Origin of the sequence: Mucilaginibacter sp. NFR10 (genome assembly GCF_900100445.1) — a bacterium.
GTDB lineage: Bacteria > Bacteroidota > Bacteroidia > Sphingobacteriales > Sphingobacteriaceae > Mucilaginibacter > Mucilaginibacter rubeus.
The window spans coordinates 14,850-40,950 of record NZ_FMTV01000011.1; the positions used below are offsets into that span (position 1 = coordinate 14,850).

General features: G+C 43.6%; 16 protein-coding genes and 1 pseudogene. 10 read left to right on the plus strand and 7 right to left on the minus strand.

Going from position 1 to position 26,101, the window contains the following annotated elements; translation table 11 throughout:
* The first annotated feature begins 17 nt into the window (after nucleotides 1–17).
* Nucleotides 18–7,031 carry a T9SS outer membrane translocon Sov/SprA gene (gene sprA / locus BLP33_RS25025; RefSeq protein WP_254780270.1) on the plus strand — a complete coding sequence of 2,338 codons (7,014 nt, stop codon included), beginning with the start codon at nucleotides 18–20 and terminating at the stop codon, nucleotides 7,029–7,031.
* A 214-nt stretch (nucleotides 7,032–7,245) separates the two neighbouring features.
* Nucleotides 7,246–7,392, plus strand: a complete 147-nt coding sequence (locus tag BLP33_RS27905; RefSeq protein ID WP_371328333.1) for a hypothetical protein — start codon at nucleotides 7,246–7,248, stop codon at nucleotides 7,390–7,392.
* Nucleotides 7,393–7,889: 497 nt separating this feature from the next.
* On the opposite strand, the gene BLP33_RS25030 is transcribed toward BLP33_RS27905, so the two are convergent.
* A complete protein-coding gene (locus BLP33_RS25030) occupies nucleotides 7,890–9,692 on the minus strand; it encodes a hypothetical protein (RefSeq protein WP_090534347.1) in 1,803 nt (600 codons plus the stop codon).
* A 254-nt stretch (nucleotides 9,693–9,946) separates the two neighbouring features.
* Between BLP33_RS25030 and BLP33_RS25035 the strand changes: the two genes are divergently transcribed.
* The 7 genes and pseudogenes from BLP33_RS25035 to secG all read left to right on the plus strand — a co-directional run bounded on the left by BLP33_RS25035 (nucleotide 9,947) and on the right by secG (nucleotide 16,548).
* Nucleotides 9,947–10,804 (plus strand): hypothetical protein, encoded by an 858-nt coding sequence (locus BLP33_RS25035; protein WP_090534349.1) that lies wholly within the window; start codon nucleotides 9,947–9,949, stop codon nucleotides 10,802–10,804.
* A gap of 147 nt (nucleotides 10,805–10,951) precedes the next feature.
* Entirely contained in the window at nucleotides 10,952–12,445 is a 1,494-nt protein-coding gene (locus BLP33_RS25040) for a MiaB/RimO family radical SAM methylthiotransferase (RefSeq protein ID WP_090534351.1), read from the plus strand.
* A gap of 141 nt (nucleotides 12,446–12,586) precedes the next feature.
* Nucleotides 12,587–12,871 (plus strand): annotated as a pseudogene (locus BLP33_RS27910) (four helix bundle protein); the annotation flags it as partial.
* Between the two features lie 111 nt (nucleotides 12,872–12,982).
* On the plus strand, nucleotides 12,983–14,239 hold the full coding sequence (locus BLP33_RS25050; protein ID WP_090534355.1) for a sigma-54 interaction domain-containing protein: 1,257 nt from the start codon (nucleotides 12,983–12,985) through the stop codon (nucleotides 14,237–14,239).
* Between the two features lie 5 nt (nucleotides 14,240–14,244).
* Nucleotides 14,245–14,769 carry an LptE family protein gene (locus BLP33_RS25055; RefSeq protein WP_090534357.1) on the plus strand — a complete coding sequence of 175 codons (525 nt, stop codon included), beginning with the start codon at nucleotides 14,245–14,247 and terminating at the stop codon, nucleotides 14,767–14,769.
* A gap of 21 nt (nucleotides 14,770–14,790) precedes the next feature.
* Nucleotides 14,791–16,170 carry a hypothetical protein gene (locus BLP33_RS25060; protein WP_139160069.1) on the plus strand — a complete coding sequence of 460 codons (1,380 nt, stop codon included), beginning with the start codon at nucleotides 14,791–14,793 and terminating at the stop codon, nucleotides 16,168–16,170.
* Between the two features lie 9 nt (nucleotides 16,171–16,179).
* Nucleotides 16,180–16,548 carry a preprotein translocase subunit SecG gene (gene secG, locus BLP33_RS25065; protein ID WP_090534360.1) on the plus strand — a complete coding sequence of 123 codons (369 nt, stop codon included), beginning with the start codon at nucleotides 16,180–16,182 and terminating at the stop codon, nucleotides 16,546–16,548.
* A gap of 452 nt (nucleotides 16,549–17,000) precedes the next feature.
* On the opposite strand, the gene BLP33_RS25070 is transcribed toward secG, so the two are convergent.
* From BLP33_RS25070 to BLP33_RS25080, 3 genes are all read right to left on the minus strand, one after another.
* Nucleotides 17,001–17,339: a hypothetical protein gene (locus BLP33_RS25070; RefSeq protein WP_090534362.1), complete on the minus strand. Its 339-nt coding sequence runs from the start codon at nucleotides 17,337–17,339 to the stop codon at nucleotides 17,001–17,003.
* An 89-nt stretch (nucleotides 17,340–17,428) separates the two neighbouring features.
* The gene (locus BLP33_RS25075) at nucleotides 17,429–18,298 is read right to left on the minus strand and encodes an aldose 1-epimerase family protein (RefSeq protein WP_229701657.1); all 870 of its coding nucleotides are present in this window, start codon (nucleotides 18,296–18,298) and stop codon (nucleotides 17,429–17,431) included.
* Between the two features lie 111 nt (nucleotides 18,299–18,409).
* Entirely contained in the window at nucleotides 18,410–20,857 is a 2,448-nt protein-coding gene (locus tag BLP33_RS25080; protein ID WP_090534364.1) for a bifunctional YncE family protein/alkaline phosphatase family protein, read from the minus strand.
* Between the two features lie 149 nt (nucleotides 20,858–21,006).
* Between BLP33_RS25080 and BLP33_RS25085 the strand changes: the two genes are divergently transcribed.
* Nucleotides 21,007–21,456 carry a hypothetical protein gene (locus BLP33_RS25085; protein ID WP_090534366.1) on the plus strand — a complete coding sequence of 150 codons (450 nt, stop codon included), beginning with the start codon at nucleotides 21,007–21,009 and terminating at the stop codon, nucleotides 21,454–21,456.
* 80 nt (nucleotides 21,457–21,536) lie between these two features.
* Here the strand turns inward: BLP33_RS25085 and BLP33_RS25090 are convergent, their stop codons facing one another.
* The 3 genes from BLP33_RS25090 to galB form a co-directional block, all read right to left on the minus strand.
* The gene (locus BLP33_RS25090) at nucleotides 21,537–22,427 is read right to left on the minus strand and encodes a helix-turn-helix domain-containing protein (RefSeq protein ID WP_090534368.1); all 891 of its coding nucleotides are present in this window, start codon (nucleotides 22,425–22,427) and stop codon (nucleotides 21,537–21,539) included.
* Between the two features lie 135 nt (nucleotides 22,428–22,562).
* Entirely contained in the window at nucleotides 22,563–23,384 is an 822-nt protein-coding gene (locus tag BLP33_RS25095; RefSeq protein ID WP_090534370.1) for an SDR family NAD(P)-dependent oxidoreductase, read from the minus strand.
* A 234-nt stretch (nucleotides 23,385–23,618) separates the two neighbouring features.
* Nucleotides 23,619–26,051, minus strand: a complete 2,433-nt coding sequence (gene galB, locus BLP33_RS25100; protein ID WP_090534372.1) for a beta-galactosidase GalB — start codon at nucleotides 26,049–26,051, stop codon at nucleotides 23,619–23,621.
* Nucleotides 26,052–26,101 lie beyond the last annotated feature (50 nt).

Sequence of the window (26,101 nt, forward strand, 5' to 3'; positions counted from 1 at the left end):
TAAATATCTACTAACTTTTGATCAAAGTATTTACTTATAAGACACTTATAAGTGTGTTGTTCATTGTGGTGTTCGGGGGGCTGGGAAATGTGTATGCACAACAAAAGCCTTCGCCTTCGGCTAAAAATGATACAACCAAATCAAATGCACCAATAAACCTGACCGCGCCACGAAGCCAGCGGATGAGGGAAGGTATTTTCAATACCGACCCGGCAGGCCTGGTACGTACCATTGAATATGATCCGGCCACAAACCGTTATATTTTATACGAAAGGGTAGGTAATTTACTTTACCGCCCCCCGCAGTATCTTACGTTTGAGCAATATTTAAAACTTAAAGAACGATCGGTCCAACGTGGCTATTTTCAGCAGCTGGCAGATAATTATGCCTATGATTCGCAGCAGCCGGGGTTTATACCGCCTATAAAGGTCAGGAGTCGTACGTTTGAGCAGATCTTTGGCAGCTCGGTGATTGATATCCGCCCGCAAGGATCAGCAGAAATGATCATGGCCGGGCAGATAAATAAAAACCAAAACCCGCTTTTTAACACCCGCCAGCGCAGTCAGTTTAACTTTAATTTTGATCAGCGCATCCAACTCAACGTAACCGGTAACATAGGCGATAAGTTAAAGATCACCACCAATTACAACACCGACGCGCAGTTCCAGTTTGAAAACCAGATCAAGCTGGATTATACAGGCTCGCCCGACGAGATCATTCAGAAAATTGAAGCCGGTACGGTTAGTATGCCGCTTAATACCACACTGATCACCGGTAGTCAGGCGCTTTTTGGCGTTAAAACCAAGCTGAAATTCGGGCGGCTGGATGTTACCAGTATCTTTTCGCAGCAACGCTCACAGTCAAAAACCATCACCATTACCAATGGTTCGCAACAGGGCGAGTTTAGGTTGACGCCTGCCGATTATGAGGCCAACAAACACTTCTTCCTGTCGCAATATTTCAGGAATAATTATAATAGGGCGCTGGCCAATATCCCGATCATCAGCTCCAATGTAAACATTACTAAAATTGAGGTTTGGACAACCAATCGTACCAACGTAACTACCGATTCGCGCGATATATTGGCCTTCATGGACCTTGGTGAAAATAACCCATACAATAAAACAAGGATTGTGGGCGGCGGCAGTGCCCTGCCCGCGGGTTTTAAAGGGCCGGGTTTTGCCCAGCAATCAAACAATCTGTTATCTGTTTTGCCGCAAAATGCAAGGCTCACCAACTCCAATGATGTGGCCAGCTTTTTCCAGGGATCGGGCAATACGGATAACTATTCAAAACTAACTTACGCCCGCAAGCTTACTGATAAGGAGTATACCCTGCACCCGCAGTTAGGTTACATCTCCCTAAATTATCCCTTAAATAATGATGAGGTACTGGCGGTTGCTTACCAGTATACTGTTAATGGTGTGCAATACCAGGTGGGTGAATTTAGCAGCGATGTTGCCGTTAACCCAAATACGCCTAATGTGCTTTTTGTGAAATTGCTGAAAGGCGAGTTATTGAAAACCAACCTGCCTACCTGGGATTTGATGATGAAAAACATTTACTCCCTCGGTGCTTTTCAGATAGCCCCTACCAATTTTAAGTTAACTGTTACCCGCCTTGATGATAAAACGGGGATCGAAAAAACGGTAATGGAAGAGGGGCAAAACCTAAAAGGTAAGCTGTGGCTCCAGGTAGCAGGACTTGATAACCTCAACCAGCAAAGCGATAAAAAGCCGGATGGCTATTTTGACTTTTTAGAAGGAATCACCATCGATTCGCAAAACGGGCGGATCTCGTTCCCGGTGGTGGAGCCTTTTGGTTCGGACCTGGCATCCAAATTTACCCCGGGCGAGACCGACCTGGTTAAACGATACGTTTATCAGCCATTGTATGACTCAACCAAAACCATCGCACAGCAATATTTCCCGGCATTAAACAGGTATGTAATCAAGGGAACTTATACCTCAACAGGTGGTTCAGAGTATCAACTAAATGCAGTTAACATTCCGCAGGGATCGGTGAACGTAACCGCGGGTACCGTGAAGTTGCAGGAAGGGAACGATTATACGGTTGACTACAATGCCGGGCGGATCAGGATCCTGAACCAGGCACTGTTATCTTCCGGTCAGCCTATTACCGTAAAGCTGGAGAATAATGAATTGTTCGGCGTGCAGCAAAAGTCATTATACGGTACCAGGCTTGATTATCATGCCAGCGATAAGCTTCAGTTGGGTGCTACTTTGATGCACCTTACCGAACAGCCTATCACCCAAAATGAAATTGCCGGCGAAGAATCCATCTCCAATACCATTTGGGGGTTTGATGCCAATTACAGTTCAAACTCCCGGTTTTTAACCAGGCTGGTTGATAAGATCCCCGGCATCCATACCAAAGTGCCATCGTCCATTAACTTTTATGGCGAGTTTGCCAAACTGATGCCAGGCAGTCCCGGTGCATTGAATTTTGCAGGCTCCAAACACGGCACATCTTATCTTGACGATTTTGAAAACAGTCAATCGGTAATAGATATTAAAGGAGCTAACAGCTGGCAAATTTCAGGAACGCCGCAATTGTTTGGCGAATCGGCTTTGTTTGATAACCTGAGCTATGGCTATAACCGTGCCCGGCTGGCTTTTTATAATATCGACCCTATATTTTATACCAATACAGGTTCCATCCCTATATCAAGAAGCGAGCTTTCCAACCATTATGTAAGGCAGGTGATTGAGCAGGAAGTTTTCCCTTACAAGCAGTCGGCTACCGGGCAGCCGATTAGCTTGGCTACGCTCAACATGGCTTTTTATCCAACTATCCGTGGGCCGTACAACTATGCTACCACAGGTATTAATCCCGACGGTACCTTGCAAAACCCTAAAACACGCTGGGGGGGTATGTTCAGGAAGTTGGAAACAAATGATTTTGAATCGTTGAACGTATCCTACATCGAGTTTTGGATGCTCGATCCGTTCATATACAAACCAAACTCTGCTGGCGGTGATTTGTATTTTAACTTAGGTTCGCTATCGGAAGATATTTTAAAGGATGGGCGTAAAAGCCTGGAAAATGGTTTGCCTGTTGACGGCGACCTGACCAAGGTGGATGAAACCAGCTGGGGGCGGGTGTCTAAACTACAGCCGGTTATTAATGCTTTTGATAACAACCCCGATGCCCGTAAACTGCAGGACGTTGGTTTGGACGGTATGAACGACCAGGATGAGCAAACCAAATTTGCCCCGGTTGTTCAGCAGATAAAAGGACAACTGAACGCGCAGGCCGCGACTTCTATTGCTGCCGACCCTTCATCCGATGATTATCAGTATTACCAGGGCCCGGCTCTTGATCAGGCCCGCGCCGGCATCCTTGAGCGTTACAGTAAATACAACGGTACCGACGGTAACTCGAAAACAGCACAGCAATCGCAGGCCGAACTTGGTTTGCAAAACTCGGCTTCAACATCCCTGCCCGATGGGGAGGATATTAACCGGGACAACAACATGAGCCAGGAAGATTCATACTTTCAATATAAAGTATCCATGCGCCCGGCCGATATGGTTGTTGGCCAAAACTATATCAGCGATAAAGTTACCGCACAGGTAAAACTGCCTAACGGTACAACCCAGGCAGTTAACTGGTACCAGTTCCGCATCCCGATCTCAGATTATCAATCAAAAGTGGGCAATATCCAGGATTTTAAGGCAATCCGTTTTATGAGGATGTTCATGACCAACTTTGCCGATACCGCCGTGCTTCGTTTTGCGACCCTGGAACTGGTGCGAGGCGAGTGGCGTGCTTTCAATACCGAAAAAAATCCGTTGAATGTTATTGCCGATCCGGCTATCCAAAACCCGCCGATAGATAATTCGACCATCGACGTGCAGGCTGTAAATATTGAAGAGAACGGTAACCGCACGCCTATACCTTATGTGGTGCCGCCCGGTATTAACCGCCAGCGTAATTACAATAACCTGCAAACCAATACCAAGCTCAACGAGCAATCACTGTCTCTTAATATAAAAAGCCTGCGCGATGGATATTCAAGGGCCGCCTTTCGTACTTTTTATAATGACCTGCGCAAATACAAACGCATGCAAATGTTTATCCATGCCGAAGGTGATTATTTGAAGGATAATGACCTGAACGCGTTTATCCGCCTCGGGGTTGATTACCAGGATAACTATTATGAATACGAATTGCCTTTAAAAATAACCCAGCCGGGTACCAGCGACGCAGGAGCAATATGGCCGGATGTTAATGAAATGGACCTGGAGCTTGATTTGCTGATCCGTGCAAAGCTTGCGCGTAATCACTCTAACGTGGCCTACAACCAGCTTTTTAAATATACCGAGGGCGATAAGGTAGTTTATATCAAGGGCCAGCCCGATTTAAGCAAGCTGCGTACCATTATGCTTGGCGTACGCAATCCATATAAAGGCACAAATGTTTTGCCCGATGATGGGTTGGATAAATCAGGAACTGTTTGGTATGATGAGCTGCGTCTTACCGATTTTGACCAGCGCGGGGGATGGGCCGCTACTGCGAGGATTGATGCCAAGCTTGCCGACTTTGCCGATATTACCGTATCCGGCAGTAAAACAACCATTGGTTTCGGTACCCTTGATTCAAGGCTGAACGACCGGAGCCAGAGTGATGATCAAACCTATGACGTATCGGCTAATGTTGAGCTGGGCAAGTTTTTTCCGGATAAAAGCGGCATCCATATCCCGGCATACATCAATTTGTCATCACAAAGGAGCATGCCGCAATATGATCCCGGAGCGCCGGATGTTGAGCTGAAGGCGTCGCTGGCGGCGGCAACGAGCACCAAAGAGCGCGACTCTATCAGGAACGCGGCTATTGATATTACCACCCGCAAAAGCATCAACTTTACCAACGTACATAAGGCACGTACAAACCAAAACGCTCTCAATCATATTTGGGATATTGAAAACTTTAATGCCACTTATGCCTACACCGAATACAATCATCATGATTTTGTGACGCAGAATGATGTGGAAAAAACCTATAATCTCACACTCGCTTATAACTATACCAATCAGCCCAAATACTACAGCCCATTTGCCAGGATCATCAAAAGCAATATGCTGGCCCTGTTCCGCGATTTGAACTTTAGTTTGCTGCCATCACGATTGAATTTCAGTATCAATTTTAACCGCTTTTATTCGGAGAATACCCTGCGCGATAATGATCCTAATAACTATATTCCTATCCCGACAACTACATTCAACAAGTATTTCAACATAACCCGTGTATACGGCATAGGCTGGAACCTGTCAAAATCATTACAGATGGATATTGACGCTACCAATCTTTCGGTTGTGGATGAACCCGCCGGTCGGATCAATGGTTTAAAGCGCGATACCCTTTGGGATAACCTGAAAAAGCTGGGCCGTACAACTAACTATAACCACACTATCAACTTTAATTATACGGTACCTATTAACAAAATTCCGGGATTGGATTGGATATCGGCAGTAGCGCGTTACAGTACACACTTTAACTGGCAAACACAGCCGCTGTTTGCTATCAACAGTACCGCTTATGACGTTGGTAACAGTATTCAAAACTCAAGGGCAATCCAGCTTAACCCAACCCTGAATATGGTGTCGCTGTATAACAAGTTCCCTTTTATCCGTAAGGCCAATAACCCTAACAATAAAAAGAGCAATATCCTGATCGGCCTGCTAACCAGTGTTAAAAACCTAAGCGCAACCTATACCCGTACCCAGGGAACGTTTTTACCGGGATACTTACCGCAGTCGGGCTTTTTTGGTGCAGATGGTAATGCCCCCGGGTTAGGCTTTTTATTGGGCAGCCAAACAGATATCCGGGCTAAAGCAGTTGCCAACGGCTGGATCACCACCGATACCCTGCAAAATCAGTTATATACCACATCGCTAAACGAGGATATGCACTTCAGGGGTATTATTGAACCATTTAAAGATCTGCGGATTGAGCTTAGTGCATTTAAAACCCAGGATCATAATTACCAGGCCAATTTTAAATACCTGGCATCAAGCAATAGTATCGAAACATTAAGCCCGGTTACATCGGGTAACTACAGTGTATCGTTCCTTACCATCGGTACCGCATTTGAATCGGCAAAGGGGATAAACAATGTTTCATCTACCTTTCAGAAATTTTTGGATGCCCGCGCTGTGATATCGCAAAGATTAGGGCGTACCAACCCAAATTCGGCAGGGCTTGCTGATGGCTATGCCGATGGTTACGGGCCAAATTCGCAAAATGTGCTGGTGCCGGCATTTCTGGCAGCATATGCAGGTAAAAATGCTTCGGGCAGTAACCTGTCGCAATTCCCAAAAATTCCTATTCCTAATTGGCAGGTAACATACAATGGCTTAGGTAAGATCTCCTGGTTCCAGGATATTTTTGATTCGTTTGATCTGAGCCATGGTTACCGTTCATCATATAATGTAAGCGGCTTTACCTCGCTGCTGCAATATCGCGAGGCTAACGGCGCTGCCACTTCGCGCGATTTAAATAATGATTTCTTGCCGTTGTACCAGTTTTCGCAAGTCACCATTTTTGAGCAGTTTGTGCCTTTGCTGGGTGCAAGCGTACGCTTCAAAAACAGCATGACCGCCAATGCCGAATATCGCCAAAGCCGTTCGCTGAGCTTAAGTATGCTTAACAGCCAGTTGGCACAGCAAAATGAAAAGATCATTGTTTTTGGCTTTGGTTATCACACCAAAGATTTCCATTTTCCGTTTGGCTGGTTTGAAGGCATTCAGCATAAGGACGTGAACTTTAAACTCGATTTTTCATTGCGCGATAATAAAACGCTCATTTACCGTGCTGATGTTGAATCGGCCGAGATCTCATCGGGCGCGCAAAATATTACCGTAAGGCCATCTGTTGATTATGTGATCAATCAGCGTTTTAACCTGAATTTGTTTTATGATTCAAACCTTACCAAACCCTATACTTCGCAAACGTTTAATACATCATTTACCAATTTTGGGATTAATTTGAAGTTGTTGCTGCAATAAGGCTGATTTGAAGATGGGTTAATTTGAAGATTTGAAAATGAAATAATAATCTATCTGCCATTGCTTGTGTAGTCATCAAAAACTTTTACGCGAAAAGCGAATTATGTCGGGAACTCGATATTGGGTGTTTACAAAAGCAAGGATATATTTGTTATATGGAAGCATTAATTGTTTACCCTGAGAATAATGAGCAGATGGAGGCTTAAAGGCGATTATGAAAGCCATGAAAATATCTTTTGAGCAAAAAAGTGAGGTCTATCCTGATTATGTGATTAAGGGAGTTAAAGAGTCATTAAAGCAAGCCGATGAAGGGAGGCTAACTTCGTATACCGGATTTAGAGATGTGCTAATCAGAAGATGAGTTTTGAAATCCCTGCCGTTGTTGGTGTTGTCACCAATAACTTTTAGTCTTCCTGATATTTAAGGCTTCCAAGAGCCAAAGGAGCTGTTGGTGACAACACCAACAGCGGCGGGATGAAATACGGGACCTGATAAAGAAACGTCATTGCGAGGTACCCATCAGGTGGAACCCAAAAAAAATGAAATGACATGTAAAATAAATTTTAGCGATGGTGCGCGGAGGCCGCGTTAGAGATTGCAGTGTAAAGCCCACAGCGCGGGTTGGGATTGTGGGCAGGAAAGGCGAGGACTTGCAACGGAAAGCCCGGGCCGCAGGCAACGCCCATGTTATAATTTCGATCGAAAAAACACCGTTAATAATCAATAATTTACAATCACGTCATTGCGAGGTACGAAGCAATCGCGAACTTTACAGGGCTGCTTGCATAGCTACTCTGCCCGTGGGGGATTGCTTCGTACCTCGCAATGACGTGGTGGAGATGTTATTTTCATACCTTATCAAAACTTCCCCTGGTCCATCAATTTTTTTCGTTCTGCTTTTCTTTTCTGGCGCTGTGCCTTGTTTTTTAAGCGTTCTTCCTTGTTTTTGAGGTGTTCGTCAATGCGGTCTTTAGTGGCTTTTTGGCTTTCTTCATCAAGGCCGACACATGGTTTTATACCTGTAAGCAGGGTTTTCCAGATAGTTTTAAAAAATGGCGAATCTTTAGGCCGCTTATAGATCACTAATGATGATGTGAGCTTTCCTTTATCATCAGGATTACTGCGCCTGATCACGAAGAGGTTGGCATATATCGACATGATTGATTTTCTTTTGAAACGATCATTGACCGTATCGGCTTTTAGTAGTATCACCTTTAAATCGTTATATAAAAAATCAACCTTACCTTTAAATACCTTGCTGTTGGCCTGGATATCAAAGCTGAATTTTTTTACGCTGCCCGATGTCATTTTTACCATAGCCAAAGGCATGGTAGCTGGATTTAGCTTTCCAAATTCCATTGGTCCTAATGTGCCCTTATAACTGAAGGCGGCATCCGCATCGCTTAAATTAAATTTCAATTGCACATCGAGCCGGCCGCGGTTCATAAAATAGGTTGTCAGATCAACAAGGGTAATGTTGTTTTTGGCAATGGCCGATGGATTGTTGGTAATATTATAAATATGCCCGCTGGTATTGTTAAATGTAACGGTACCTGTTTTTTGAGATTTTTTATTGAACTCGTTATAGATCACATCAACGTGCCGGATTTTCATGGTATCGATCCTTAAATCAAGATTTAATTTCTTGATCATCATATTGGGGAACGTTTTAACCTTATCTGTTGTGGGATCTGGTTTCTTACCCGGGTTGGTGAAAGCCGTTATCTTGCCATTTGTCATGGTTAGGCTTGAAGCAGAAACAGTGCGGTATTTGTGATAATTTAAGTAGTCAAAATTGTTTAGCTGCACAGAATCGGCCAGTAAGCCCAGCCGGTCTTTCTTGCTTTTATCAAAAAAAACATCCGATTTAGTTGGCTGCATAGCAAGCCCTTCGATATTTAGGCGTGATGTGAGGGTGGAAAGTTTAAGATGCCTGATCTTATAAGTGTACAGGCCGCTTGGTGTTTCTCCGGTGTAATTGTTCAATTCGGTGATAATATCTTTGCAATAAAGCAGGCGCGATTTATCATATTGCGTAGCCGAATCAATGAGCAGGTCGTTTGCACTTAAGTTTAGTTCTTTAAGTTTGGAAATGGCCACCTTGTTGCCCGAGTAATCTTCATAGTTCAGGTTAACATCATTGAGCAGGATGCTTCCGATATGGATCGATTTCAAGCTTTTGGAAATTCGCTGCCAGGCCGTACGGCGATCTTTAACAACAGTATCTTTGGTATGGTTTAGCTGGTAGCTTACATTCAGGCGCGGCTCATTCAGGATGATTTGCCCAATATTAAGCTTTTTTTGAAAATAGAGCTTAAATGGATGCACATGGTTAAGCACCAGCCGTTTTACCTTAAGCTCAACCAGTGTATTGGGGGCCAGGCGTAAACGCTTTTTTTGATTATAAACTGTCGTGTCGGGCTTAAGGGTTATATTGTAAATAATAATTTTGCCCTGAAGGATATGCAGCTCGGCATCCGAGAAATCTGCTTTGTAAAGGCTATCACTGCTGCTTAATACCACATCCTTTACTTTGGCGGCCAAAATGGGCGACCAATACCTGTTTACTACTACAGCCAGCAGCAATATCACTATAACCGGTATCAGCACAAATTTGAACGTTCTTTTTTGCCACTGGTGCTTTAAAAAATTGAGTGCCATTTACCGGTTGTTACTTTTTACCTGTGTTTTATGCTTTAACAGCAAGTTAGTAACTTTTGTTACAGTTGATGGGCGGGTAAGCTGTTTTTTTATAAAAACTCATACTTAATTCATTGTTTTTGAAGGTGCCTGTAGTAGTTTGCATGTTGTTGATTAACTGATATTGTGGTTTTGTTTAACTGTTAAGCAACCCTCGGGGATTTCAGGGCGTTATGTCTATATAAAAACCTTTTTTTAACACTAATAGACTCCCGATGAAAACAAAAATGTACTTAGCCCTGACAGGCTCAATTGTTTTAACTTTATTAGCAGCATCGTGCAAAAAAAATCACGACAACAACCCGACCACACCTAAAGCTGTTACCGGCGTACAGCTTACCTCAAACGCAACTTTTGGTAGCATCATAACAGACAATAACGGTCGTGCGTTGTACCTGTTCTCTGATGATGCGGCCAACGTTTCAACTTGTACCGGTGGATGCGCTGTAGCCTGGCCTGCCTTTTATAAAGAAAACCCATCTATAGGTACGGGCCTGGCAGCTGCCGACTTCGGCGTTATCACCAATGCCGACGGGAATAAGCAAACTACCTATAAAGGCTGGCCTTTATATTATTATGCAAAAGACGTGGCTGTTACCGATGTTAACGGCGATGGTGTTGGCAAATCATGGTTTATAGCCAAGCCGGATTATACAGTTATGGTTTCCTACGCTCAACTGATAGGGCATGATGGTAACCAATACACAAGCAAAGGTATCGCCGGTACTGAAAATTCACAATATATCACAGATGCCAATGGCCGTACTTTGTACCTGTTTAGCAAGGATACGTTTAAGACAAATAAATTTAGCACAGGTGTGGCGGCACATGATGCTAACTGGCCAATCGATGCGGTAACGGCGGTTCAAAGTGTTCCTTCTATTTTAAATAAAGCCGACTTTGATGTGATAACCGTATTCGGACAAACACAACTGGTGTACAAAGGGCATCCGCTTTACTATTTTGGTCAGGACAATGGTGTTAAAGGTAGCACCAAGGGTGTTAGCTTCCCTACGCCCGGTGCAGCTATCTGGCAAATCAATAATACCACCACTGTAGCTTTAACGCAGTAAGTGACGGCTTATTTGAATAGGATAAACGGGTAATGCGAAAGTGTTACCCGTTTTTTTTTGAAATAAATGAGATTTTATTTAATACTGACAATATGTCATTTAGGTATTTAAATTTTGTTTATTTTTGCAAACTAATTTTTTATATAAATGATGGATTTGCTTATTCCGGATAAAACACATGATGAGAGCAGGCAGGGTGAGGCGCTAATGTTAAAAGCCGAAACAGCTAAAAATAATGGCCGCAAGCTTTATATTGAAAGCTACGGCTGTGCCATGAATTTTTCTGACAGTGAGATAGTTGCATCGATATTGGCCGAAAGCGGTTTTGAAACCACTGCCGACTATAGCGTAGCCGATGTTATTTTCATCAACACCTGTTCTATCCGCGAAAATGCCGAACAACGCGTACGCAACCGTTTAAAAGAGTTTACCGTTGCCAAGGTGAAAAATCCGGGCCTGGTAGTAGGTGTATTGGGCTGTATGGCCGAACGCCTGAAATCAAAATTCCTGGAAGAAGAAAAATTAGTTGATGTTGTGGTTGGTCCGGATGCGTACCGCGATCTGCCGAACCTCATTAACCAGGTAGATGATGGTCAAAAGGCAGTTAACGTGCTGCTCTCCCGTGAGGAAACTTATGCCGATATCAGCCCGGTACGCTTAAACAGCAATGGTATCAATGCATTTGTATCCATTATGCGCGGGTGCGACAACATGTGCTCGTTTTGCGTGGTACCCTTTACCCGTGGCCGCGAGCGCAGCCGAGACCCTTTATCGATAGTTGCCGAATGCCGCGACCTGTTTGACAGAGGTTATCGTGAGGTTACTTTATTAGGGCAGAATGTAGATTCATATAAATGGACCTCTCCCCAACCCTCTCCAAAGGAGAGGGCTTTAGAAGGGCAAATTGAAGCAGGCGTTGAAAATGACAAAAGCCTCCCCTTGGGGGAGGTTGGAGGGGTAAACTTCGCTAACCTGTTGGAAATGGTTGCACTGATCGATCCTGATCTGCGGGTTAGGTTTTCAACCTCACATCCAAAGGATATTACCGATGAGGTGTTGTATGCCATCAATAAATACGATAATATCTGTAATTATATCCACCTGCCGGTACAATCGGGTAACAGCCGTATTCTTGACCTGATGAACCGCACTTATGACCGTGAATGGTACATCAATAGGATCGACGCTATCCGTCGTATCATTCCGGATTGTGCAATTTCAACCGATGTGATCACCGGTTTTTGCAGCGAAACAGATGAGGAGCACAAGGATACCGTAAGCATGATGGATTACGTAAAGTATGATTTTGCCTACATGTTTAAATACAGCGAAAGGCCGGGTACCTTAGCGGCAAAACGCTATGCCGATGACATACCGGAAGAGGTAAAACAAAAACGCTTAACCGAAATTGTAGCCAAGCAACAGGAATATTCTTTTTACAGAATGCAGGCCCGCATTGGCCGGGTAGAACGTGTACTGATAGAAGGTTTCTCCAAAAAATCAGACAAAGACTATTGCGGCCGCAGCGATCAAAACGCGATGGTGATTTTCCCGGTTGGTGAAAATTACAAGCCGGGGCATTATGTAAACGTATTGATTGAACGCAGCACTACGGCCACGTTGATAGGTAAGGTTGTATAGAGGCAGGAAATCAAGAGTCAGGAATCAAGAAAGAAAGGTATAAGGAATCAGATAATGATGAGGCATAATTTTAAGAGCTTGAAGATTTGGCAAAAGTCGATGGATCTTACTGATTTAACTTAGGACTATTGTAAAGCATTACCTATCGAGGAAAGATATAACCTGATTGACCAATTAAACAGATGTTCCTGTTCAGTTCCGTCTAACATAGCGGAAGGTTCAGGCAAGAGAACTAAGGCGCATTTTGCCGAGTTCTTAACAACGTCTCTTACTTCATCGTTTGAAGTGGAGACCCAATTATTAATATGTGAAAGAAGGGGCTACGGCTCTAAAGATAAATTAAAGGATTGCTTAGACCTTGTTGTGGAAGTTCAAAAAATGATATTTTCTTTTAGGGAGTACATTTTGAACTCCGATGATGAATAAACGTGATTCTTACTAAAAGACAAGATGTATATAAGAAGCGGTATTTGATGAAGAGAAAATCTTCGCTCAAATCTTGCTTCCTGACTCTTGACTTCTTGAATCTTTTTTAAAATGGAAGTACAGGAAATAAAACAACGCTTCGGGATCATTGGCAATTCGCCATTGCTTAACCGGGCTATAACTATAGCAAACCAGGTTGCACCTACTGATATCTCGGTATTAATTACCGGCGAGAGTGGTAGTGGTAAGGAGGTTTTTTCGCACATCATACACCAGATGAGCCCGCGCAAGCATGGGCCTTTTATTGCCGTTAACTGCGGTGCCATACCTGAAGGTACTATCGATTCGGAACTTTTTGGTCACGAAAAGGGAGCCTATACAGGCGCCGTTGGTGAGCGTAAAGGTTATTTTGAAACCGTAAACGGTGGTACCATATTTTTAGATGAGATTGCTGAAATGCCGCTGGGTACCCAGGCCCGTTTGCTGCGGGTGCTCGAATCGGGACAATATATCAAAGTAGGTTCATCAAAAGTTGAAAAAACAAATGTGCGTGTCATCGCAGCCACAAATGTTGATGTGTATGAGGCGGTGAAGAACGGCAAATTCCGAGAGGACCTTTACTATCGTTTAAACACGGTACCTTTGAAGATTCCGCCATTGCGCGACAGGAAAGAAGACGTGTTTCTGCTGTTCCGCAAGTTTACGGCTGATTTTACCGACAAATACCGTACGCCGCCCATCCAGCTTGATGAAGAAGCGCAGCAGGTATTAACCAACTATTCGTGGCCGGGTAATGTAAGGCAGTTGAAAAACATGGCCGAACAATTGGCCGTACTTGAGCGCGACAGGATCATCACTGCCCAAACGCTGCTTACCTATATCCCGCACGAGGCCGGCGCGCGTAACCTGCCAATGCGTTTGGACAATCAGCCTAAAGAAGATTTTTCTGAACGTGACATCCTCTATAAAGTATTGTTTGATATGAAGCGGGATATGGTAGAGTTGAAAAAACTGGTGGCTGATATTATTGAGCATGGCGGTGTTTCGCCCCATTATGCTAATAATCCGCAAACCTTAAATCAGCTTTACCGCGATATTGAGCTGCATGGTAATAACGAACCACAATTTACTTTACAACAACCCGTTAATACCGTTACAAACACCAGCAGTAATAGCAGCACTATCGACGGTTTTAATATAACACATGATGCCGAAGAAGTAGAGGAATCATTATCGCTGATTGAAAAGGAATCAGACCTGATCCGCAAAGCTTTGAAAAAACATAAGGGTAAACGCAAACTTGCCGCTAATGAACTGGGGATTTCTGAGCGTACGTTATACAGGAAAATAAAAGAACTAAACTTATAAAATTGATGAAAAAACTTTTGGGGATTATTTCAGTGTGTGTGCTGATACTTATATGCCAATCATGTTACACGCTCAAAAATCAATCAATCCCTCCCGGTTTGAAGACCATCAATGTGCAGTTTTTTGAAAATAACGCCCCGCTGGTGGTAAATAACCTAAGCCAAACTTTCACCGAATCGTTAAAAGAGAGGATCCGTACACAAACCAGCCTAAGCTTAGTCCGCGGCGAGGCCGACGCAACCATGTCGGGTGCTATTACCGGTTATTCTATTGCTCCGGCATCTATTCAGGCTACCGCAAATAATGTGGCCCCAATTGCTGATGCTAACAGGCTAACTATTACCGTTCGTGTTAAATTTTCATTTGATGCCGCGAAAACTCCGGCAGATAAAAAGCTTAGTTTTGAGCAAAGTTTTACTAAGTTTGCTGACTACCGTGGGGACATTTCTTCGCAGGAACAGAACCTGATACGGCAAATTAATAAGCAATTAATTGATGATATTTTTAACGCGGCCTTTTCTAATTGGTAGGCAATTTGTATTTTCAACCACGTGGATCAATATTTGAACAGCAGGCAATACGAAATATTAGATGAACTGTTGGCTAACCCGGCCGAAACAGGTTCTTTTTATGGTTATAACCTGCAACAACTGGTTGATGCCTACCCGCAAAGCGGTATTTTGCGTGCTTTGCTTGCCCATGCCGGTACCAATAAGGATATACAGCGCGCGGCCGTTTATTACAAACCCGTTTTACTGCATAAATTAATTCAGGAGCCCGAAGGCCTTTCTCCGGTAAATTCATCACAGGTAATTAACCTGCTTGATGTTGTTCCGGTAAATAATACACCGGCCTCCGAAAACTATTTTAATATCGGTCCCGCTGTTGATGACCTGGCTGATACACTGCCACCGTTCTCCGAAGATTTAACCGCAGACACAGATCAGGATAAAAGTAGTTTCAATTTTATCAATATCGATGATCCTGAGCCTGAAATTGCAGATACAGAACCAGTAATGGAGTTTGCTGATCCGGGAGCAGTTGCAACTGAGCCCAACGGGGAATCAGTTTCATCAACCCACGATATAGATGATGAGGTTTACGATGAAATTGTTGGGATCGAGAATATAAGTATAGGCCAGGCTAATGTGAATGAACCCGTTGCTGCTAATGTTAATGCGGAAGCAGCGATAAACGATAAAACAGAGGTGGCCGATGAGGCGCCGGTTGCCGTTGAAGAAGCTAAAGACGTAAGGGACGATGTAACTGAAAAATGGATAATCGGCAATATCGCATCCACGGATTATTTTTTGTTTGATAACTCGGTCGTTGACACAAGGAATGATGATAAGGCGATATCGCAGGAGTCGGCTCCGCAGCCGGCAGAAATTGAAGCTGCTGAACAGCAGGAGGTTTTATCAAAGTACAACGACGAGAAAATGCCTTATACCTTTATGTGGTGGTTAGATAAAACCCGTAAGGAATATGCATCAACTTATCAGCCTTATAATATTGAAACGGTTGCACAGCCAAAAAAACCTGTAGCGCCTGATAGCCAAACAGCGGATGCACTGCAGCATCAGTATTATGAAAATATCTTCCATTCGCAATCTCTGGAGGAGCTGGAGAAAACCCCTCAGCCCGATGTGCCGGAGATAAAAAGAAAAGAAGATATCATTATTGAGAAATTTATTAAGGAGGAGCCCCAGATCAGGCCGCCATCAATTGATAAGCTCGATAATGAGAACAAAGCAAAGAAGAGCTCGGAAGACAGAAATGACCTGGTAAGTGAAACATTAGCCCAGATTTACATCGACCAGATGTTATATCACAAAGCTATTGCAACTTACAAAAAATTGATGTTGAAATTCCCGGAAAAAAGCCGTTACTTTGCAAGCCAAATTGAGGAGTTAGAGAAGAAAACTAATTAATATAAAGAAATGTATATCGTTTTAATCATTGTGACCGTAATTGTATGCGCTCTGTTAGGGCTTATCGTACTTATCCAAAACCCTAAAGGCGGTGGTTTGGCATCAAATTTTTCAAGCTCATCACAATTAATGGGCGTACAAAAAACCGGCGACTTTTTAGAAAAAGGTACCTGGGCGTTAGCTATCACCCTTATGGTATTGTCATTGGCTATTAACGTTGCTGTAAAAGGCGGCTCATCAAACAATGCAGACAATCCTGCGCTGCGTGAGCAAATTGAAAAAGCTTCAAAACCAAGCAACGCGCTTCCTTCATCAACTCCGGCATTAACACCGTCTGCTACACCGGCAGCTCCTAAAGCCGACAGCAGCAAAAAATAATAAGGTATTTAATCAAGATATAGAAGGCCTCTGGATATATTCAGGGGCTTTTTCTTTTTCCAGGAATTTCTGTCCCATCCGGGGCTTTCAGAGATTTAAGTTAATCCACAAAATTGTTTGTCGTTTAATCGGCAAGGCGTGTTGTTTTGCCCCTCTGGGGCAAAGGATACTTCTATTTTTCATGATACAAACCTTTTGCACCTCTGGTGCACCCGTCCATAAACAATTAATATATGTTTATTAAATCGTAAAAGTCTTCCCGGAGGGAGAAAATGTTTGCAGAAATAGCATTCTACTTTATCTGAACCCAGCTCAGCTGATTACTCAATTGGTAATAGCCAAATGAGCATTAGTTTTATAGGGTAACTTAAATTTCTGAAAGGCCCTGAACAGACATAAAGAAAACGCCCCCGATTTTCGTCGGAGGCGTTTTTTATACAAGACGATTCAAATTATAATATCAGGATCAATACCAAAATGATGATGATAATTGCACCAACAGAAAGGTAAATACCGCCGCCGCCAAGGGCATTGGCTTCTTTTTTCATTGATTTTAATTCGGTACGCAATTCCTTACGTTCAGCTTTGGTAAGCTCCGATTTATCCATTGCTTTGATCTCATTTACACGGGCCTTGATCTCCTCAACACGGGCTTGTTTTTGCTCGGTTGTCATGGTTGCTATTTCTTCCTTGCTTAGTGGGGTAAGCGCGTGGCTATCAGCAGCAAAGGTGTTCAACGCTGTAAATGACAGCAGCATGGTGAGGGCTAATAAATAAACTTTAGTTTTCATAGTTTTAATATTTAAGTGATTCTTTCTATGAAAGAGAAAAAGTGCGAAAAATGTTTTACCGAAGTATAAAATTATTGTAACCCAAATGTTTATAAGCAAACAAAATAGGCCGATTCAAAAACATGCCCCACGCTTAATTTTTGGATAGCTTCTTTATCCTTAATGTCAACGTGTTTGCCTTCGGTATCGGCACAGCCAAGCCATGGTTCTATGCAAACAAAATCAGCCCCCGGTTTGGCCCATAAACCAAGATAATTAAAATGAGGAAATTCAAGCGCTAAGGTTTGATCATGTTTATCGCTTTTAATAGTTACCATGCGCGATTTTAGATCTTTAAAAACAAGCGCGTCATCCTTAAACAGGTCGCGGGTTAAGTAAAGTTTTTTGTTGGGAGTTGGCACAGGATGGGTTATGCCGTTAAAAAAGCCATCTTTTGATAAAAGGTGAGTGTTAAAATGTTCTTCGGTTTCAAACTCCAGGTAATAGTCCTCGTAGTTTTCGCCTTTGTTAAAAGGAACATTAAATGCCGGGTGTCCGCCAACAGAAAAATATATGGATTTTTTATCGAGGTTGATCACTTTATAGGTAATCCTAAGCGCGTTATCAATAAGATGATACAGGATCTGGAAATCAAATTTAAAAGGATAAACCTTTAATGTGTTTTCGCAGTTTGGTAACGAATAGCTTGCAGATGTCTCATCCGACTCTAATAAGAAAAATTCCGACTGCCTTGCAAAACCATGGCGCGACATGGCAAACTTTTCACCATCAACCAAAAGTTCATTGTTAATGAGGCCGCCTACTACCGGGAAAAGATTGGGGGCATGCCATGGCCATATTTTTTCATCAGCCTGCCACATATGTTCAATACCTGTAGCTTTATTGATAAATGAACTCAGTTGAGCGCCTTTGGTGTCGATAGCTACTTTAATGTGGTCGTTTTCTAAATGAGTGATCATAGGTGTATAATTAATGTAAAAGCCCGGCTTTATAAATCATAAACCGGGCCTTAAACCAATGTATTAAGAATTCGTTAATTGGACAACTTCCGGTTCAACGAAGTTAACAAATCAATCATCATCCTGTTCTTTTTTAGGTTCTAAAATTACAAAAGCGCTCCTTTTTGGTGCAGGCATAACCGATGCTTCACCTTTTACATATTTCCAAACCACTTCATTCAGGTCGATATCGGGTGCGGCGTCTTCCCTGGCAAAATTAAACAGCTCCGAACGTTTGCTGCTCTCGTTTACCGCTATGTTGCGCTGTTCCAAATCAACCTGTGCCGGCCTAGCGGTATATGGCGTAAGGTCGGGCTTGCTGGTAAAGCAATCATACAGCGGCATAGCGGCTGCATCATACTGGCTCATTGGAGGCAAGCCTAAAATAAGCTCGATGGTACGTAAAACACCCGAGGTTGAGTACATGCCGTGGATCACAGCGTTGCGTTTTACATACGGACCGGCTACAAACACCGGTGAACGGTGGGCATCAATATGGTCGGGGCCGTTTTGGGCGTCATCTTCCAAAATAAAAACCACCGACTCTTTCCAGATCGAACTGTGGGATAAATGTTCGATGAACTGGCCTATGGCAAGATCATTATCGGCCACGGCGGCGATAGGCGATATAGCGCCTTTGCGCTGCCCGCTGGTATGGTCGTTTGAAATGCGCACGGTGTTAAAATGCGGCACCGCGTTTATAGTGAGTAACGAATCAAAGTCATGGGCCCAGATCTCAGTCCTTTTAACATCTTTCACATTCAGGTCAAAGCCAGGCGACTTGATACAAAAATGCCCTTCCAGCGATTTTAAGTTTGCTTTGCCGGGGTTGCCATCGCTCACAAACTCGCCGTAAGTACGATAGCTTACACCGGCGCGTTTGCAATAATCCCATATAAAGCCATCGCGCGGATAGGCGGCTTTGCGGGTACCTTCAAAATCATAATTACCACCACGGCTTCCGTAGCTGGTTGGCCATGTTTTTTCTACAAAATCAGTGGCATAGGCAGCCATGCTCCAGTTGTGGCCGTCGGCGCTTACTTCGGCATCAACGTAAAAGTTATCAAGCAGTACAAATTCATTGGCAATAGCGTGATGGTTAGGCGTTACTTTTTTACCGAAGATGCACAACGAAGTATCGCCGTTCCCTTGCGGCATATCGCCTAAAACCTGGTCGTAAGTGCGGTTTTCTTTAATAATATAGAACACATATTTAATAGGCGACTTTTCGCCCAGGCGCCGCGGAATGGGATTGCCTTCTTCTCCCTTGGCTGTTTTTTCAACTTTAGCTGTAAACGGTGTATTGGCGTAAACTTGTTTGGTGTAAGTTTTCAGTTCGGCATCAGACGGGCTGTTGATAAATGACAGCGTACCTTTAAACAGGCCACCTATGTATTGCTCCCGGCTGTTGATGGCCCCTTGCTTGTAACCGCTGTTATCGGTTTTTTTAACCGGCTGCGGCCCTTTAGGATTGGCCATTGATGAAAACCCTTTGCCGTTTGATACCAGGATTTTATTACCCAATACTTTTACGTTGGTTGGGTACCAGCCTACCGGGATAAAGCCCTTGCTTTTGCTGCTGCCCGGCATAGTAACGTCAAATACAGCAAGACAATTGTTATCCGCGTTGGCTATATAAAGCGTTTTCCCGTTTGGCGATAAGGCCAGGCCATTGCTGGTTGAACCGGTGAGGCGGGTAGGATAAAGCGCGGTAGAAATGGTTTCTATTATTTTATGAGTTGAAGTATTTACTACTGATACCGCATTATCGTTCGCATCGGCCACATACAGAAATTTCCCTTTCTTATCTAAAAGCAGTTCGTTAGGATGGCTGCTGGTTTTAATAGTGCTGAGCGTTTGCGTAGCTATGTTGTAAAAGCCAAGCATATCACCACCCCATAAAGAGATGTACAGCGTTTTTTCATCGGGCGATAAAATGCAGCTGTAAGCTTCGGCCGGCAGTTTTACCTGTTTCAGAATATCTTTTTTATCAGGATCGATAATATAAAGGGTGCTGTCTTCCTTTGTTACCGAATACAGGCGGCTGTTACTTTTGTTAGTTACCATGCCGGTAGGGCAAACCTTATTTTTGGGCCAGGCATTTGGTGCTAATTTGATGGTATCCGGGGTGCCCAATTTGTTACCGGCGATGTTGAATACCAGGATCCAGTTGTCATTACCGCCTGATGCGTATAGTTTTTTTTCATCACGGCTAAAAGCCAGCCCGTACCATGATTTTTTAACCACTACCTCGTCAAGCAGTTTTTCGTTTTTAGGATCGATGAGCTGTACCGACTGGGTGCTTTGGCCGTTGTTGGTAACAGCTAATAATTTACCCGACACGGAAAGCTGCATGTTTAACGGCAGATCACCGAGCGGTAAAGACCTGCCTGCGGGACTAAGCTTCCAGCCGTTGGGCAATAATACCTGCCCTGTTTGTTCAATTTTTCCCGGAGTTTGAGCGAATGATTGTAAAGCCGCACATAAAAGAACAATGCCGGCGATGAGTTTTAGTTTCATAAGAAAACGATTGTAGCCAAAATTACAAAATCGTTTTATTCCGAAAGGCTTGTTAACAGAAACTTAATACAACTTTATATCTACAGATTTTCTACAGAATTTAAAATTGCTATTTTAGTAAACTTGAATTTGAACAAATAGTTTCTGCTATGTTTAATTTATTCAGAAAGAAGCAAATACCACTCATAACACATCAATATAAAAACTTGATTATTGCCCTTCCTGCGCATTGGCAGTATGAATCTGAAGGAGAGGATCAGGAAGCTTGCTTTGATCCGAAATCGAAAAGTAGCCTTCGTTTTAATATTATGGAGGCAATTCCTCCGGAAGGAATTAATGAAGACGAAAATTTAAAACTTTTGATTGCCGGTTTGCCTTATGCAACCACCGTGCATGGAACAATTTTGGCAGGACCTGCTTATAAAGAATCGGAAGATAATGGTGCAATGATTATGCTTATCACCTGGCGATTGATAAAGCCTGAAAAAACGATTGCGGTTATTACCTATACGGTTTTGTCTGCTGAAAAAGATTCAGCATCAGAAAAGAAAACCCTAAACCTGATCAGAACTTCGCTGCTAAATGCGCAATTAACATAGTTTAGCAATAAACTAAAAAACAAATCTTTCGTGACGCATGATTTAGCCTCTGGTCAGCATACAATAAGCGTATCCGGCCGTTAGTTAAGTAACTGTTTTTTAAACTGGTTAGGGCTGATACCTGTTTCTTTTTTAAACAGCCGTGAAAAATATGGAAGGTTCTCAAAGCCAAGTTCGTATGCTATTTCAGAAACACTTTGGTAATCACTTTTAAGACGGTTTTTTGCCTCGTTTATAAGGTAAATATGGATCAGTTCAATAGCAGTTTTTCCTGTTTCCTGCTTAAGCATATCACTTAGGTAACGAGGTGATAAATTAAGTTGTGAGGCCAGCGCGTTAACAGAGGGCAGTCCCTGGGTTAGCAATAAGCCGTTGGTAAAATAAGCTGCTAATACTTCATTAAACTTTGATACTGTTTTACCCGAAAGCTCTGTACGGTTAATAAACTGGCGTTTGTAAAACCGTTGCGAGTATTTCAGGATAGAATCAATATGCGTAAGTATAATATCGCGGCTATATTCATCGGTGTTATTGTGATATTCGGCTTCTATCTTGTAATAAAGGTCCCACATGATCTGCTCTTCCGATGGCGAAAGGTGCAGCGCTTCGTTGGCTTCATAATCAAAAAAAGCATATTTGCTGATTTCGTTATGCAGAAAGTGGCCGTTCAGAAAATCCTCGTGGATGAACATGATAAACGCATCCTCATCGTACTCCACACTGTTAAACTGGATCACCTGCCGGGGTTTGATGAACATCATGCTGCCATTATCATGATCATATTTTGTGCGGCCATACATGATCTGGCCTGCCTTAAGTTTTTTAAACCCGATCATGTAAAAATCAGATGTAAACTCTCTTTCGCCAAACCCACAGGTGTGGGTACACCTGTACAAGCTGAATAGCGGGTTCTCCGGCATCGGGAAACCGTTGGAGCGGTGCATATCGGCCAAACTTTTAAAATGCTGCATGATGAATAAAGTTAAACAAATCTACGCCGAATTGCGGCGTAGATTATGTCAGGATAATACCATTTATATCAGAAGCTGAAAGCGGAACGCTTAAAGCCTAAAGCATGGTCTGATTAATTAACAGACTGTAGGATATTATTTACCGTGCGCAGCGGCAGCTACCTCGTTCCAGCTATCCCACTCGGCAGCACGGCCTTCATAAGTTTGTTTAACCCATGGATACGCGTGTTTACCCAGGAATAACCGCAACGGAGGGTTTTCGGTGTCAATCAGTTTCAGCACAGCATCTGTAGTAGCTTCCGGTACACCGAAAATATCGGTGTCATTTAAACCAGCCTGGAAAGCTGCCCTTACCGCGTCATATTCCGGCATTGCCACGGTTTGCGCGGCAGAAGCACCGGCCCAATCAGTTGCAAAGCCGTTAGGTTCAATCAGCGAAACGTTTATTCCAAAGCCTTTTACTTCGGCGGCCAGGGTTTCACTTAAACCTTCTACCGCAAATTTAGAGGCGTTATATAAGCCCAGCACAGGTAAAGTAACGAGGCCAAGCACGCTCGAAAGCTGGATAATATGGCCGTAGCCTTGCTCGCGCATTACAGGTAACACTGCCTGTGATAACCAGAGTAAGCCAAAAAAGTTGGTTTCCATCTGCTCGCGGGCTTCCTGCTCGGTAGTTTCCTCAATACTGCCGAATAAACCGTAACCTGCATTGTTGATCAGTACATCGATACTGCCGAAGTGTTCTTTTGCTTTGCTGATGGCTGCGAAATCTGCAGCGCGGTCATTAACATCTAGTTGCAGCGGTAAAATACTGTCGCCATATTTATTTACCAGGTCATCCAAAGCGCTCAGGTTACGAGCGGTTGCTACTACTTTATCGCCTCTTTGCAGTAATGCCTCGGCCCATAATTTACCGAAGCCACGTGATGCGCCGGTAATGAAAATTGTCTTTGCCATTGTTATTGTTTTTAAATGATAAGACAAAATTAGCTTGATTAGAGCCGGGCGATTTATACAGAAGTGGGGAACAATGATACATTTTTACGCGGGGGCTTGTAATTGGTAATCAAAGTGTCATTAGGCGTAAATGTCGGGAGAGATTAAGGTATATAAAAAACAAAAAACCCATCTCCGGGAGACGGGTTTTGTTTCTATGCTTCAAACTCTCTAAAGAAGAGGGCCGGGGGGATGTTATTTACTTTTCAGTACCAGTGTAGCACTTTTCAAACCATCAGCCGAGGCGGTTAAAGTTATTGTGCCGGCTTTTTCTTTTGCTTGCACAATGGCTAACGCCAGACCATGAAATGCCTTGCGGTAATCAGCTTTAAACGGATCATGGCTAACCGGATCGCCGTTGTCAACGCTGGCAATGGAGCCCTCGCCGGCAATCTTAAAGTTTACCTTGTTATCAGCATCAGGTACAACGTTGCCGTCTTTATCCAATATTTTTACGGTGATAAATGACAGGTCCTGACCATCGGCTTTGATCTGCGAACGGTCGGCAGTCAGCTCAATTTTAGCAGGAGCCCCGGCGGTATGGATCTCGCGGGTTAACACGGTTTTGCCGTTTTTGCGTGATATAGCTTTCAGCGTGCCGGGCTGGTATTTTACACGCCACATCACATGCAGGTCGTCGCCGGTTTTCTTTTGGATGCCCAATGATTTACCGTTCAGGTAAAGTTCAACCTCATCGGCATTGTTATAGTATGCCCAGATGTCGATCATTTTACCGGGCTGCCAGTTCCAGTGCGGGAAAATATGGAGCACATTTTTATTGGTCCACTCGCTTTGGTACATATAATATACATCTTTAGGGAAGCCGGCCAGGTCAATAATCCCGAAGTATGAGCTGCGCGATGGCCATGAATATGGAGTTGGTTCGCCCAGATAGTCAAAGCCCGTCCAGATGAACATGCCCGAAAGGAAGTCGTACTTTTTCATCACCTTCCAGGTCATTTCATGTGTTGATCCCCATGGTGGTCGGGTGTTGTCATATGCCGAAACATTGTTGCCTTCCCTTACAAAAGGTTTATCATAGCTTGGCGGCCAAACCCTGATGCTATCCGAAGGCATTTCATAATAACCACGCGTTTCCAAACCCGAAGTAGTTTCAGTAGCAATAAACTTTTTACCCGGGTAACGGTCATGAAACTTAGCGTAATCAAACTGGTGATAGTTATAACCAACCAAATCAATAGCACCCGATTTTATAATTTTGTTGGTGCTATCCGGACGGTCATTAGCCGTAGTGAGCGGGCGGGTTTTATCGAGGCTGTGAACAATAGCCGCCAACTCAGGCGCAATGCGTAAGGCGCTGGTATCTGCCTGTTGCGGGATTTCGTTGCCGATACTCCAGATCATGATGCTTGGGTGGTTGCGGTCGCGTTTGATTTGGTCTTCCAGGTCGCGTTTATGCCATTCTTTAAAGTACAGATGATAATCGTAAGTAGCCTTTTTCCATTCCCAGCAATCAAAGGCCTCATCCATCACAATAAAACCCATTTTATCGCAAAGGTCGAGCAGTTCGGGAGCCGGAGGGTTGTGCGAGGTGCGGATGCCATTACAGCCCATCGCTTTGAGCATCTGCAACTGACGCTCCAATGCACGGTTGTTAATAGCTGCGCCAAGGCTGCCAAGGTCATGGTGATTACAAACACCTAAAATCTTCATCGGCTTCCCGTTCAGGCTGAAACCTTTATCGGCATCAAAATTAAAATAGCGGATCCCTACGGTGGTGGTATATTCATCAACTACTTTTTTGCCTTCAATAAGCTGGGTAACGGCTTTATATAAGTACGGGTTCTCTACCGACCAAAGCACCGGGTTTTTTACCGTAAGGGTATTGGTTATCGTTAAAGGCTCATTTTTATTTTGCGCTGCCGATGTAGCTTCGCCCGCGGCGGCTACCTGTTTACCGGCCGCGTCATAAAGTTTGGTGCTGATAAGCACCTGCGGCGATGACTGGTCATTATGCAGTTGTACCTGTACATTTACTTTGGCAGACGCATCGCTGATATCGCTCGTAGTTACATAAGTACCCCAATGATCGATAGCGGTTTTGTTGGTAGTAACCAACCACACATGGCGGTAAATGCCCGAACCTGAGTACCAGCGCGAATTTGGCTGCACCGAGTTATCAACTTTAACAGCGATAACGTTATTACCGCCGAAATTTAAGTAAGGAGTAAGTTCATACCTGAAAGAGATATACCCGTTTGGCCGGAAACCAAGGTGATGGCCGTTGATCCACACATCGCTTTTTTGATATACGCCATCAAAATCAATATAAACCAATTTGCCTTTTGATGAAGCAGGAACAGTAAAAGTTTTACGGTACCAGCCAATGCCGCCGGGCAGGGCGCCGCCTTCAGGTGTGGCCGGGTTATCTTTTGAAAATTTACCTTCAATACTCCAGTCATGCGGCAAATTGAGCACGCGCCATTTGCTGTCGTTCAGCGTTGTTTTTTCGCCGTTTTCAACAGCGCCGAGGTTAAAGCGCCAGCTTTTATCAAAATCAAGTTTCTGCCGGTTTTGGGCAAAAGGTTTTAACGCGGCCAGCGTCAGGACGGCAAGGATGCATGCAAACTTATAAGCCCCGGCGCGGTGGGTTTTTATTGATGACATAATATCGTTTGAGATTAAATGTATTTTGGACACTAAATTATAAATAATAG

Excerpts from the sequence above, each read along its gene's own strand:
- secG (WP_090534360.1), top strand. The coding sequence starts at position 16,180 with ATGTATATCGTTTTAATCATTGTGACCGTAATTGTATGCGCTCTGTTA.
- BLP33_RS25030 (WP_090534347.1), bottom strand. The coding sequence starts at position 9,692 with ATGGCACTCAATTTTTTAAAGCACCAGTGGCAAAAAAGAACGTTCAAA.
- BLP33_RS25080 (WP_090534364.1), bottom strand. The coding sequence starts at position 20,857 with ATGAAACTAAAACTCATCGCCGGCATTGTTCTTTTATGTGCGGCTTTA.
- BLP33_RS25075 (WP_229701657.1), bottom strand. The coding sequence starts at position 18,298 with ATGATCACTCATTTAGAAAACGACCACATTAAAGTAGCTATCGACACC.
- BLP33_RS25085 (WP_090534366.1), top strand. The coding sequence starts at position 21,007 with ATGTTTAATTTATTCAGAAAGAAGCAAATACCACTCATAACACATCAA.
- BLP33_RS25050 (WP_090534355.1), top strand. The coding sequence starts at position 12,983 with ATGGAAGTACAGGAAATAAAACAACGCTTCGGGATCATTGGCAATTCG.
- BLP33_RS25095 (WP_090534370.1), bottom strand. The coding sequence starts at position 23,384 with ATGGCAAAGACAATTTTCATTACCGGCGCATCACGTGGCTTCGGTAAA.
- BLP33_RS27905 (WP_371328333.1), top strand. The coding sequence starts at position 7,246 with ATGAAAGCCATGAAAATATCTTTTGAGCAAAAAAGTGAGGTCTATCCT.
- BLP33_RS25040 (WP_090534351.1), top strand. The coding sequence starts at position 10,952 with ATGATGGATTTGCTTATTCCGGATAAAACACATGATGAGAGCAGGCAG.
- BLP33_RS25035 (WP_090534349.1), top strand. The coding sequence starts at position 9,947 with ATGAAAACAAAAATGTACTTAGCCCTGACAGGCTCAATTGTTTTAACT.
- BLP33_RS25055 (WP_090534357.1), top strand. The coding sequence starts at position 14,245 with ATGAAAAAACTTTTGGGGATTATTTCAGTGTGTGTGCTGATACTTATA.
- BLP33_RS25070 (WP_090534362.1), bottom strand. The coding sequence starts at position 17,339 with ATGAAAACTAAAGTTTATTTATTAGCCCTCACCATGCTGCTGTCATTT.
- galB (WP_090534372.1), bottom strand. The coding sequence starts at position 26,051 with ATGTCATCAATAAAAACCCACCGCGCCGGGGCTTATAAGTTTGCATGC.
- BLP33_RS25090 (WP_090534368.1), bottom strand. The coding sequence starts at position 22,427 with ATGCAGCATTTTAAAAGTTTGGCCGATATGCACCGCTCCAACGGTTTC.